This window comes from Bacillus sp. JJ722, assembly GCF_036963345.1.
Lineage (GTDB): Bacteria > Bacillota > Bacilli > Bacillales > DSM-1321 > Bacillus_AD.
In genome coordinates this window covers 1-12833 of the sequence record NZ_JBALMO010000271.1, presented here as the reverse complement: position 1 = coordinate 12833, position 12833 = coordinate 1, and the positions used below count along the sequence as shown (strand labels likewise).

Annotated in this window: 13 protein-coding genes; 10 read left to right on the top strand and 3 right to left on the bottom strand. The window is 33.8% G+C overall.

Going from position 1 to position 12833, the window contains the following annotated elements:
• Nucleotides 1-48: 48 nt before the first annotated feature.
• Nucleotides 49-1416 (bottom strand): glycosyltransferase family 2 protein, encoded by a 1368-nt coding sequence (locus V7014_RS23430; RefSeq protein WP_335510875.1) that lies wholly within the window; start codon nt 1414-1416, stop codon nt 49-51.
• Nucleotides 1417-1760: 344 nt separating this feature from the next.
• Here V7014_RS23430 and V7014_RS23425 point away from each other — a divergent pair, with 344 nt between their 5' ends.
• The 6 genes from V7014_RS23425 (at nt 1761) to V7014_RS23400 (ending at nt 6670) form a co-directional block, all read left to right on the top strand.
• On the top strand, nt 1761-2129 hold the full coding sequence (locus V7014_RS23425) for a DUF6933 domain-containing protein (RefSeq protein ID WP_335510873.1): 369 nt from the start codon (nt 1761-1763) through the stop codon (nt 2127-2129).
• Between the two features lie 492 nt (nt 2130-2621).
• Complete coding sequence (gene proB, locus V7014_RS23420) at nt 2622-3719, top strand: glutamate 5-kinase (protein ID WP_335510871.1); 1098 nt, start codon at nt 2622-2624, stop codon at nt 3717-3719.
• A gap of 13 nt (nt 3720-3732) precedes the next feature.
• Entirely contained in the window at nt 3733-4980 is a 1248-nt protein-coding gene (locus V7014_RS23415) for a glutamate-5-semialdehyde dehydrogenase (RefSeq protein ID WP_335510869.1), read from the top strand.
• A 140-nt stretch (nt 4981-5120) separates the two neighbouring features.
• Nucleotides 5121-5609 (top strand): hypothetical protein, encoded by a 489-nt coding sequence (locus tag V7014_RS23410; protein ID WP_335510867.1) that lies wholly within the window; start codon nt 5121-5123, stop codon nt 5607-5609.
• Between the two features lie 16 nt (nt 5610-5625).
• Nucleotides 5626-6237 (top strand): hypothetical protein, encoded by a 612-nt coding sequence (locus V7014_RS23405; RefSeq protein WP_335510865.1) that lies wholly within the window; start codon nt 5626-5628, stop codon nt 6235-6237.
• Between the two features lie 34 nt (nt 6238-6271).
• On the top strand, nt 6272-6670 hold the full coding sequence (locus V7014_RS23400) for a hypothetical protein (RefSeq protein ID WP_335510863.1): 399 nt from the start codon (nt 6272-6274) through the stop codon (nt 6668-6670).
• 63 nt (nt 6671-6733) lie between these two features.
• Here V7014_RS23400 and V7014_RS23395 read toward each other — a convergent pair whose 3' ends face one another.
• Nucleotides 6734-7069, bottom strand: a complete 336-nt coding sequence (locus V7014_RS23395) for a YxeA family protein (protein ID WP_335510861.1) — start codon at nt 7067-7069, stop codon at nt 6734-6736.
• A 336-nt stretch (nt 7070-7405) separates the two neighbouring features.
• Between V7014_RS23395 and nfsA the strand changes: the two genes are divergently transcribed.
• From nfsA to V7014_RS23380, 3 genes are all read left to right on the top strand, one after another.
• Nucleotides 7406-8155, top strand: a complete 750-nt coding sequence (nfsA, locus tag V7014_RS23390) for an oxygen-insensitive NADPH nitroreductase (protein ID WP_335510859.1) — start codon at nt 7406-7408, stop codon at nt 8153-8155.
• Nucleotides 8156-8306: 151 nt separating this feature from the next.
• The gene (locus tag V7014_RS23385; RefSeq protein WP_335510857.1) at nt 8307-8480 is read left to right on the top strand and encodes a hypothetical protein; all 174 of its coding nucleotides are present in this window, start codon (nt 8307-8309) and stop codon (nt 8478-8480) included.
• Nucleotides 8481-8596: 116 nt separating this feature from the next.
• Nucleotides 8597-9433, top strand: coding sequence for an endonuclease NucS domain-containing protein (locus V7014_RS23380; protein ID WP_335510855.1), 837 nt, complete (start codon nt 8597-8599; stop codon nt 9431-9433).
• A 44-nt stretch (nt 9434-9477) separates the two neighbouring features.
• On the opposite strand, the gene V7014_RS23375 is transcribed toward V7014_RS23380, so the two are convergent.
• Entirely contained in the window at nt 9478-10866 is a 1389-nt protein-coding gene (locus tag V7014_RS23375; RefSeq protein ID WP_335510853.1) for a Sau3AI family type II restriction endonuclease, read from the bottom strand.
• A 253-nt stretch (nt 10867-11119) separates the two neighbouring features.
• Between V7014_RS23375 and dcm the strand changes: the two genes are divergently transcribed.
• On the top strand, nt 11120-12385 hold the full coding sequence (gene dcm / locus V7014_RS23370) for a DNA (cytosine-5-)-methyltransferase (protein WP_335510851.1): 1266 nt from the start codon (nt 11120-11122) through the stop codon (nt 12383-12385).
• Nucleotides 12386-12833: the final 448 nt, after the last annotated feature.

Here is a 12833-nt window from a genome sequence, read left to right as displayed (position 1 = left end):
GGGTTCCAGTCCATACGGAGCAAAACGGGCGCCTCCGCTTTTCTTATATTATTTCCATTTTCGGCGAAGTTGAAATACTTCTTGTAAATATCCCCATACAGAAACGGGTGCCATAAACATTTGGTAAAATAAAATGAAAAATAGTAGACCACGTTTGTTTTTTCGAACGTTTAAATGAAGAGGTTCAAATACATGCTTTTTTTGGTACCAGTAAAGTAAGCCGAAGCTAATACATGTTAATGGCAAAACTAACAAAGTTAGAGGACCGACAATCCAATAGATTCCAAACATAGCGAGGGCTAATCCCGGAATCCAACATAATGTGTAGACGACATCTAAATACGGCATCATAAAATTAATGGCTGTTAAATATTTCGTATACACTTGAGGTTGTTTCCATGGTTTAATTTCTTTTAACCCTTCAATCATTCCTCGTGCCCATCGAGAACGTTGTCTAGCTAAATGTTTGAATGAAGTAGGTGCGTCTGTAAAAGCGATAGCTAATGGTTCGAAATATACTTTCCATTTGTGATGCAATAAACGCCATGTTAATACAATATCTTCCCCTATAGCGTCAGGCCACCCATTTACCTCACGTACACATTCCGTTTTATACAAACTAAATGCACCTTGTGCAACTAATGTTCCTTGGTATAATCCTTGTAAACGTTTGATTGATGCGATTCCTAAGAAATAATCCCACTCTTGAACCCTTGTCCATATGCTTTCACGACTGTTACGGACCAACATGGAACCAGCTACAGCACACACATCTTTTGGACTTGATTTCATACGAGCCACTAAATGACGGACAGAAGACGGCATAAGCAGTGTATCCGCATCTAGTGTCATTACAAAATCAGTCTGAACTTGTTCGAGTCCACTATTTAAAGCGTTAAATTTCCCTTGTTTCGCTTCATATAATATGGTGATTTGTAAACCTAATTCTTGTTTAGCACGTTCAACTTCCATGACAGTTTCATCCGTAGAAGCGTTATCGATCACGATAATATGAAGATTTCCTTCATAATCTTGTCGAGCAATATATTCAAGAACGTTAAAGATAGATGATCCTTCGTTGTAAGCAGCAATCAATAATGTGACTGAATCGACAGGATTTTCTTCCTTTATTACAGGCTGTTTATCCAACAATAAACTCATCACTAAGAAAGAATTCATATACCCAGGAATATAAGCTATTCCAATAATAATAAATCCTGCTCCAATTGGTGTTACAACATTTGCAAGGTCTTCAAACCAAGGTAAAGATATATAGATAGAAAAAAGTAACCAAAGTATCGCGAAGACATGGCTTAACCAAAACTTTTGAGTAACTGTTACATACAAACGCTTTGGTTTTAACTCTGGTTCTTTTTGTATTTGAGATAATCCAGATTCTATTTCATAAACCCCCATTTCATCTTTTGATAATATGATGATTTTAGGGTAAATAGTACTGAAAAATTATACCTATATAGTGAAATATTGATAAGGGTTATAGGTTTGTTCCTTGGTTGGTAAATTTTATATTGAGTAGGTTTGAATAAAAAGTTTTAGGGTTGGTTGAAAATTAGGATTGAGTTATAAAAAAGAGGAGAGGTGACCTGTGACTGCATAGGTCTTTCTCCTTTATTATGGATAGGGGTTACATATTTTTGCTGAGGGTTATGTTGTATAATTAATTATAAAATTTTAATTGATTTTATATGTTTTACAAGACAAAACTTAACATAAGAAAACAGTAATTGTGAGGTAATAATGTGATTATCGAATGTACCAAAAAACTAGCGGATGCTATGAAAATTAAAATTGAACCGTATAATCCAATAAATAGTACACCTTTTTATGAATGGCATGCAAACCTGTTTATGTTTGATCGAAGAAAAGGTGTACTTCTTATGAATAATACGACTAGATATAGTATTGTTCTATATGGCTTAAAAATGGAGCATTTTAAAAAGTTTGATAGTATAGTTTTAGCTGCCATTGAAGAAACTTTTCTTGCAGTAGGATTTGATAAAGAACTAGTTAAAACGTACATTGCAAATTGTAATGCGGTTACTTATTCAAAAACGCATGATAGAAGTATTTTGGGTCAAATGAAAGAATTTGAAATAGATATTTCGTAGAGAATAGAGGAATATCTCCCGAATGATAATATAAATCTTGTGGACTTAAATATATGGTGTGGACAGAATTTGATGTGTGGCACGCTTGGTTATGCACGTCCGATAGCTTTGTTAACAAAAGAGATGAATAAAGAAGTTCTATCTTTTAACAAAGAGCAATAATAATCTATCCCTTGACATTTCCAAAATTCCGAGCAATAATATTAAAAAATATCGAACGGTTAAAAGAGAACTAGTAAGCAGTCCTTACGGTGAAAGAGAGCGAGATTTAGAAGCTGAGAGATCTCGTCATTGGTGAGTTGCTGAACCTATCTCTGGAGTCCTATGCAAACATAGGCGCATACCTTTAGCGTTATAAGGTCTTAAGTGGGATGTCTAAATAGACGTTCAATCAAGGTGGTACCACGGAAGTTAAAGCCCTTTCGTCCTTATTTTATAAGGATGATTGGGCTTTTTTATTTATAAACAAAAACGAAATGGGAGTTTTAGCAGATGGGAAAGAAACGTATTGTTGTGAAAATTGGAAGTAGTTCATTAACGAATGATAAAGGTGAAATTGATCAAAAGAAGTTTGATGATCATGTGCATGCATTGGCAGCTTTGCGTAAGGAAGGACATGAAGTTATTCTAGTTTCCTCAGGGGCGGTAGCGGCGGGCTTTGCTCGTTTAGGGTATTCTTCAAGACCGATTACGTTGAAAGGGAAGCAGGCGGCAGCAGCGGTTGGGCAAAGTTTACTAATTCAATCGTATATTGAGAAGTTTATGGAATTTGATATTGCGCCTGCGCAAATATTGTTGACGCGAATGGATTTCTCGAATCGTGATCGATATAAGAATGCGTATGAAACATTGATGGAGTTACTTGAACGCAGAATTTTTCCAATTATCAATGAAAATGATACCGTATCTGTTGAAGAATTGACTTTTGGGGATAATGATATGCTTTCTGTACTTGTGAGCGGCTTAATTCATGCGGATCAATTAATTATTTTGACAGATATTAATGGGCTTTATGATGCGGACCCTCGCAATAATCCAAATGCGAAGAAGATGGATTATTTAGAGGAAGTGACAGATGAGATGCTCGGATTTGCTGAAGGTGCTGGTTCAAAGGTTGGAACCGGTGGGATGAAATCTAAACTAATTGCGGCAAAAACAGCTCTTGGTATCGGGGTTCCTGTTTTTATCGGACGTGGCGAAGGAAGCGATAAATTAGTTGAAATGCTTGCAGGCAATGGTGATGGAACATACATTCAAAATAAAGAGCTTGCTTATGTAAAAACGATGAGACAATGGATTGGACTTCATTCGGAAGTAGCTGGAAGCATTACGGTTGATGAAGGTGCTGAACATGCCATTTTATTTAAAGGTTGTAGCTTATTGCCAGCAGGCGTGTTTGAAGTGAAAGGAAATTTCCAAAAAGGTGACGTTGTTGAGGTTTTTGGAAAAACGAGCTTGCTTGGACGAGGTGAAGTAGCCTATTCATCCGAAGAACTATTGCAAGTAATGGGTAAGCGTAGTGATGAGAGAGAGAATATGGAAGTTACTTCAGTGGAAGTGATTCATAGAGATAAATGGGTGAAATTCTAAAGGAGGAACTGAGATGAGCGAGGTAACAAGAAAAGGACAGTTAGCGAAAGAAGCGAGTTATGCGTTAGTAAGTGTTACTACAGAAGAGAAGAATGCAGCATTACAACTTATTGCTGATCAATTACGTGAAGACGCAGCAACAATTATTATGGAGAATGAGAAAGACTTGCAAGCTGGTCGAGATAAAGGTTTCTCTTATTCACTTCTTGATCGCTTGATGCTTGATAGCAAGCGAATCAATGATATGGCGGATGCGATAGGTCAGTTAATTGATTTGAAAGATCCAATTGGTGATTCATTAGAGAAGATTGAGAAAGAGAATGGCTTGCATATTGAGAAGGTTCGCGTACCTATTGGTGTTATCGGGATGATATATGAAGCAAGACCGAATGTAACAGTGGATGCAGCGACACTTAGTTTGAAAACGGGTAATGCGGTTATTTTACGAGGAAGTTCATCCGCTTACTATTCAAACGTAGCGGTTGTTCAATCCATCCATAAGGCATTGGAAAAGAGTGTTCTTCCAGTGAATGCTGTTCAACTAATTGAGGATACAAGCCACGAGACGGCGAAAGAATTGTTTAATTTGAATGAATATTTAGATGTATTAATTCCACGTGGCGGTAAGAATTTAATTGATACGGTAGTACGTGAATCAAGCGTACCAGTTATTGAAACAGGAGCGGGTAATTGCCATGTGTTTATTGATGAAACAGCTAAATATGGCTTAACGGAATCAATTGTATTAAATGCAAAAACACAACGTCCTTCTGTGTGTAATGCAATTGAATCATTATTAATTCATGAATCCTGGTTTTCGCAATATGGTAAACAATTGTTAGAAACACTTCATGATCATGGTGTTGAAATCCATGGAGATGAAGAAGTTTGCCAAGCATTTGATCATGCGGTTTTAGCTACTGTAGAAGATTGGGGAACAGAGTATTTATCGCTTACTATTAGTGTGAAGGTTGTAAGTAATGTGGAAGAAGCAATCAACCATATTAATAAATATGGTACAAATCATTCGGAAGCAATTCTTACAGAAGATGAGAAGAGTGCTGCTATTTTCTTAAATAAAGTTGATGCAGCGGCAGTTTATCACAATGCCTCAACTCGCTTCACAGATGGATTTGAGTTTGGATATGGAGCAGAAATCGGTATTAGTACACAGAAGCTTCATGCACGTGGACCAATGGGGCTTGAAGCGCTAACTTCAAGCAAGTTTGTGATTCGTGGTGAAGGACAGATTCGAGGATAAAACAAAGCCCGTTTGGAAAATATCCAAACGGGCTTGTTGTGATTATTGAGTTGATTTAGGAAAGTGTTTTTATCGATTAAAAGTGAAAAAACTGTAACTTCCTATATCGATTTACGACTAATCCATAAAGGGGGAATGAGATGAAGAAGCGAATCGTTTTAGTAATCTTGTTTGTTGGATTGGTAATCGTGGGATGTTCAAATGGAGAGTTGTCAGGAAAATCAAATGGAGAGCTGTCAGGAAAAAAACCACCTAAAGTCTTTATTGAATTGAATGATGAACGCTTTGAAACAGTACTTGGTACATACTGCTGGAAATCGGGAAATGATGGTATTTGTGTTGATAAGGCTGGACCGAAGGAATTATTGGAAGGAAAAAAACCTGTGCGGGTAAAGGCTGGTGAAAAGGTCAAACTTGTGATGGACTTTGAGCCGAAGCCTAATGAAATCCATCTTACACAAATTAGTGGAGAAAAGGAAACAGAAGTCGAACTAACAAGTCAGCAATTCACTGTACCAAATGAGAAAGGGCTCTATTATTATTCATACGGTGTATGGTGGATGGATGAAAAGGAAAAGAATGTTTCAAATGGCGATGCATTCTATGCCTTTGCTTTAGAAGTATATTAAAGATGGGGGTATAAACATGAAGAGAATAGACTATGAGCGTTCTACTGATTATTATGATGAACGCCTGTTATTGATAGATGAACAAATCTGTGAGCTATTACAACAAAGGAGAGAACTTTCAAACAATAACCCCGGATTACCATTTGATGAAAGAATCTCAGGGTGGGCAGAAAAGTATGGTTTTTATGAAGATTATTTGAAATATTTATTTGACTTTATGTTGAACGAAGAAATGTTTAGACCCGAGGTAAAGCCCATTGAATTTAGAAAACATATACCTATTTTAAAAACGCTTGAACATGAAGAAAAAATGTATTCAATAACACATATTAAACAATATTCGAATGCGAGTATTGTAACTCTTTATGTTGATTGGCATGAAGAAGAGGAAGACACTTATACAAGAATTCATAGTCATAGGGACTCGTTTTTTGAGCTATCTATTAGTGACGAATACGATTGTCGATGGGAACGTGGAGGAGGAGGTTCGGGAAGTTATAGATATAATTATATTATTTCTCCTCCTTTGCCAGATGATCCAACAGGACTACAATTTGTTTTTAAAGAAGAGGATAGCCCTTATCGTGGAAAACAAACTGGGCTTGAATTAGTTTTTCATTTGGAGTGATTCTACAGCAATAAAAAAGAAATTTGAGGTATATATGAAAAAGTATTTTCTAATAATCGGCGCGGTAATTATGGTAGTAGCTTTCATTAGTGTTAAAGGGGCTTCTATAGTAATTAAAGATTATGATACGGCCCGGTTAAGTACGGACTTTGGTAATAAGGAAGCATATGAGATAGGAGCCAATGTGTTTAATATGCCGATTTTTAAAGACCACGATGCAGCATTTGAACAAGCGTTAGTAGATTATAAAGAAGGAATTGCTTCAATTGCAAAAGAGAGTGATTTAGAACCGATCAATCAGAATAATTATAAGCGATATAAGATACTTCCAACTAAAAATCCATCGGAGGATGAAGCTGTTTTTGAACAAAAAGTAGAGATAACTAAATTTTTGGATATATACGAGAATAGCTTTGAAACGATATTTGATTAGATTTCAGCTTCTTAAGAAGTATTAAAGAGCTATTTCATCTTGAAATAGCTCTTTGTTCTGATATTAAAGCTCCTCAAAACTGCTAATCGTATTGATTTTTTTCTTATTTGCACGATTTACTTTTAATCGCAGTGTTGTACCGATTCCGAAATTTTTACTGCTATTAAATTCAACTGTAATTATTTTTCCGTCGTCATTATGTGCATTTAATTTATAGTAATATTGAGTTGATATTTCACCGTTATTGCCTTTTCCAGCTTCCTCTATTTGAACATAATAGTATTTTGTGCGCCATATTTTTATTTCGTCAGAAATATCTTTCAAAGCAGCTTGTAAATTATTTATAGTTAAAAATACATTTTTTTCTAATGAAGAATGGATACCACTTTTTAATTCCATAGTTAAACACCTCGAAAATGTTATTGTATGATTAAATTATACTTCCATGTTTGAAATACTCTCATTTATTTACATGACAAGTACCTTACAGTTTTGTAAGGTATATTAAGTCATTACATTATTATGTACATATTGAGGTGAAAGCATACTAAAAAGCGCCTGCAATAAGATTATCTGGGGTGACTTATTATTATGTGAAATGGACAGATTAACTAAAACAGTGGACGGATTATCATAAAAAATCGCTGAATTAGATGCAGAAGAGGAATTATTTCATTAATGATTGAATATTTGTTAAAATATTTTGACTAATACTTTTACAGAGGTGTGACATACATGAATGAAATTATTGAGAAAATTTTAGATCACAGATCCATTCGTTCGTTTGAGGACAAACTACTATCAAAAGAACAAATTGAAACAATTGTATCATGTGCTCAATCTGCTGCTACATCAAGCTATATTCAAGCTTACAGTATTATCGGCGTTACGGATCCAGAGAAGAAAGCAAAGCTAGCAGAACTAGCAGGAAACCAATCATACGTAGAGAAAAACGGACATTTATTCGTCTTTTGTGCTGATTTACATCGCCATGAATTGGCAGCACAAATGGAGAATCAAGATGTAACAGAAAGCATTGAAAGTACAGAAAAATTCATGGTTGCTTGCATCGACGCTGCTCTAGCTGCACAAAATGCAGCACTCGCTGCGGAATCAATGGACTTAGGCATTTGTTACATAGGCGGTATTCGCAATAATTTAGCAGGAGTAAACGAACTTCTAAACATCCCAACTAAGGTAATTCCATTATTTGCGATGGTAGTTGGTTATCCTAAGAACCGTTCCGAGAAGAAACCTCGTTTACCTCTAGCAAATGTCTATCATGAAAATGAATACTTACATAATGATGACATATTCAAAAGTCAGTTAGGTGAATATAACGAAACCATGTCGGCTTACTATGAACGCCGCACAAATGGTAAGCGTAACGATACTTGGACAAGTCAGATGATGGATATGTTAGGGAAGAAAAGCCGTATGTATATGAAGGGTTTTGTTGAGGGGCAAGGGTTGAAGAGGAAATAATATAAATGTTTAAGCGAGGTGTTTCGGCATCTCGTTTTTTTGTAAATGGAGAGCCATAAATTTCTATGCTAAAGTAAAGATAGCTAGTTTTGCTATTCTATATTTATAGAAATATAGAATAATTAAATATTTTTTATGAAAGTGAGATAATATGGCTGGTTTTATTTTTTCCTTAGATAGTGAAGAATCATTGCAAGAATGTATTGAAAATGGCGTATATAGTACGAATTTTAAATCGTTAACTAAAAATTTTTGGAATGCAGCTTACGAAGGAACTTTTGCAGACTATATAAGTATGAAAGAAGGAGATTTTATTTTTTTATAAAAAGAAAAATATATGGGATTGGCAAACTCATTAACATTCAAGGTGAATGTAAATATTTAAATTATCCTACTGCCGATCTTCCGAGGATGGAGAACTATAATGGAATAGTAGATAGTATGTTAATTAATCAAAATCCAAATAATATTAATAATAGATGTATATGCCTTTTTGAAAGTTATCCTTCTTTTTTTAAAGAAGGAATCGATATGGATGATGTATTGGCCTCTAATCCAATCAGTTTTAAAATGTTAAGAGCATTTTGGAAACGGTCATTTATAAAGATTGATGAAGAAGAAAATAAGGCTTTAAAAGATATTATTCTTAAAAGAAATGAAGAATATATTAAAAATAAATATGGATGTTATAACTCGAATTTAAATCTGCATCAAACAATTCGAGAAAATGTAAGTGAAAATTATCATATTACTTCTAAAAACTTGTTATCTGTTTGTGCTAATAATAATTTTATAAAACATGAGATGGCGATTGAAGCTGGTATTATCGATATTATAACAAATAATGATAAATCAATTTTTGGAAAGTGGGATTATCTTTCACATCAAGTTATTGCTTCACCATTTAAACCTATAGATTATATGGATAAGATGGATGTATTTGGTTTTCGTTATATTCCTGGGTTTGATACAATTTCAAAGTATTTACTTATTGAAATTAAAAGTAAAAAAGCAGATGTAGATGCTATTAATCAATTGATGAAATATGTGGACTGGATTAATCAAGAATATTCATTCGGTGACTATTCAATGATTCAGGCGTTTTTGGTTGCTTATGATATACCTAAAAATGTAATTGAACATAGGAATAGTGTGTGTAAGAGGAATTATTTAAAAGGGCGTCGACCTGCAATATCGGCAGAATGGTCTTATGTGAAATTAATCAAGTACTCTTTTGATGACGAATTAAAAGAATTGGTTTTTGAAGAAGTTAATTAAAGTAATGAAAGGTAGCTTTTTATATTGGCTACCTTTCATTACTATTACAATTCTTGCATAATTTTTGCTATATACTCCCGATTTAGCCAATAACATTGTTTAGTGATTCTTTCTCCACTAGGTAACATTACTTTATCTTTGCCGTCAGCAGCTTTAGGACGAATATGTGTAACTCCATTGAAATTACTTTTAGGTAAGTTGTTTTTCTCTACAATCGTATCATTTTTTTGTTGCACATATTCAATCTTTATTCCTTCTGAAAGCACTTTGTTCACTTCAAGGTATAGGTGTTTCATCTCATTCTCAACCGTATAGAGTGGCATGTTCCATAGTTTGATTCCTTTAAAAAATAATTTGCGATTTTTATTTTCTTTTAGAGTTTCTTTATATTCAAAGACGACAAAAAGAAATTTTGTTTCCAAAAATTTATGTCGTATAAAACTGTCTTCCCAAGGCTCTTGAATCCATTGGGTAAAATCAATTTTTTCAAAAGACATACTTTCTTTTGGCTTTCCATTTGGTTCTAAACGAATCGTTTTAAATTGAATATTAGCTTTGGCGAATTCTTCTATTTGATTTAGTTTTGTTCCTTTTATACCCAATAAAGCACTAATAATCATTGGTATAAGTGCTTTAGCTTTTTTATTATAAGGAACTTCCAGCTTTATTGCCATTTCTTCATCGGTCATACCAATAAAAGGGAAAAACTTTTCAGATAATAAATCTGATATTGATTTTTTCTGTAACTCTTCGTAACTAGTAAAACTAACTAAATCTTCACCAAAAATATATTTTCGTAGGATTGCCGTCATATATGACTGTTTGAGAGCAAACGCTCGTTGCATTGCTCGTTCTTCTGAATAAGGTTGATCTCGTAGAGAGTTTTTATTTGCTCCTTTAGGGCAGGCACCTAAATAATTGGTATCACCTTCGGATAATTCATGGGCTTTACCGGCTCGAATTTTTTCTACAATGGTCATCCAATCTTGTTTTATAATTTCTAAATCAGAAGATGGATATGTAAATAAAATACTTTTATAAATAGAAAAATCTTTAGGCTCATTATCTTGAACCCATTCATAGAACATTAACAAAAGTTTTTCGTTTTTTTTCCAAAAACTTGAGGTAGTAAAGGTTGTATGTACTTCTTCCATATAATTGATGATATTTAGTACCAATCTCTCTTTTGCTGAAACAGTTCCGTTCTTATTATGTTTAAACGGCGTGACTTTAAGTTCTATTCCTAACTCTTCAAAATCTGGTCTAGCATCAGAATTGATTTTATAACCAAAAAAGCTTTCTTCAATAACTTGTCCAAGTCCTCCTTTAGAACGCTTATTTACAAGTCTACCAGTATTATCAATTTCTCCGAATGTTCTTCCTTCTGCTTCTTGAACTTTTTCCATTAATTCTTCAGTAGTTTTATAAATCATTTTGGCACTCCTTCACGTAATGTCAATTAGATAAAAACATAGTACAATTTTCCTTAGTTGCTTAAGCTCTTTTAAATATAATTAATACATTTTATAATAGTATACTCCTAGTAAAGTGATTATTGAGCAGATTATATAAGTTTGAAATAAAAATTAAAATTTTTTAAGATTAATTTCTCCTAAAAGGTTCACCTTTACAGTAATATTCATTATAATATTACTTAGATAAAAAAAGGCGAAAGGATGTTCGGTCATGATAAATGTAATAGAACTGTTTGCAGGGGTCGGCGGCTTTCGCATAGGGCTCGAGGCAGCAAATGATTCTCAAGGTGAAAATAGGTTTGAAGTAGTTTGGGGTAATCAATGGGAACCTTCGAAGAAAGCACAAGATGCGTTTAATTGTTATGCGCGTCAATTTAAAGATAGAGGAATACATTCTAACGCAGATATTGCACAAGTGGATGAAAAGATATTTGGTAATAATATAGACTTAATAGTAGGTGGCTTTCCTTGTCAAGATTATTCAGTAGCACGTACCTTATCTGGAGAAAAAGGAATTCAAGGTAAGAAAGGCGTTTTATTCTGGGAAATCATGCGACTAGTTAAAGAAATAAAACCAAAGTATATATTATTAGAAAATGTAGATCGGTTGTTAAAATCTCCTTCTAAACAACGAGGTCGAGATTTTTCAATTATGTTGGCGAGCTTCCGTGATGAGAATTATTCTGTTGAGTGGAGGGTATTGAATGCTGCAGAATATGGACAAGCACAACGAAGACGTCGGATTTTTATATTTGCAATTAGAAACGATACTACTTATATAAGTAGCAGAAGTAATGAAAACGATGCTGTGATGCTACATGAAAAAGGATTTTTTGCTAGTGCATTTCCTGTTAAAGAGGAAACTTCTCATAGACACAAACCACATTCATTTATTTTAAAGCATGATATTTTGGAAATATCGGATGAGTTTTCAATGAATTATATGAATGCTGGAATAATGAGAGGTGGAGTTGTTTATACGGAAGAATTATTACCATTGGAGGAAAAGCCTAAGCTATTAGGTGAAATCCTAGAACGAAATGTAGATGAAAAGTATTATCTGAGTGAAAGTGTAATTGAAAAGTTTAAATATTTAAAAGGGCCAAAAAGAATAGAACGTACTTCAGCTACTGGCCATAGTTATGTATTCTCTGAAGGCGGGATGTCTTTCCCAGAGCCTTTAGACAAACCTGGACGTACTATGTTAACAAGCGAAGGAACGACTAATAGAAGTACACATGTTGTTGAAGATTTAGAAACAAAGAGGTTACGTATTCTTACTCCTGTAGAATGTGAAAGACTTAATGGTTTTCCAGATCGTTGGACTGAAGGTATGTCAGAACGGATGAGATATTTTTGCATGGGAAATGCTTTAGTCGTTGGGTTAATTGAAAGAATGGGTAAAAGAATATTAGATATAAATAAAGAGGAAAAAGTTTTAGAACGGGAAAATAATGAACAGTTAAGCATGTTTTAAATAAATTTACTTTAGAACTTAGAGGAACCTTATGGTGTTCCTCTTTTTTAATTCAATTTATATTGATAATCGAAAACATTAAACTATTATTTTTTTGAAAAAGTAGAGTAAATTCAAATACATTCATCTTTTATACAATTCACTCAACCTCAACAAATGTTATTAATAAAACAAATCTAATCCTTAAAAATTCCCCGAATAAATTATGGTTTTACAAGCTATGAATTATTCGGAAAAAAACTTTTTTCAATATAATTAGAGAGGAACGTATTTAGTCCAGTTAATGATTGCTATTACGTATGATCGAATGTTAACCGGAAAGAATGTTATAGCAGCGGCCGTTATGTATTTCACTTATGGGCAGCTCTTTATCTATCTATCTATTATTCCGCAGTATCTTATTGATTTTGAAAGATCGTATAAAAGGCACGGTATATTGGGATAAAAA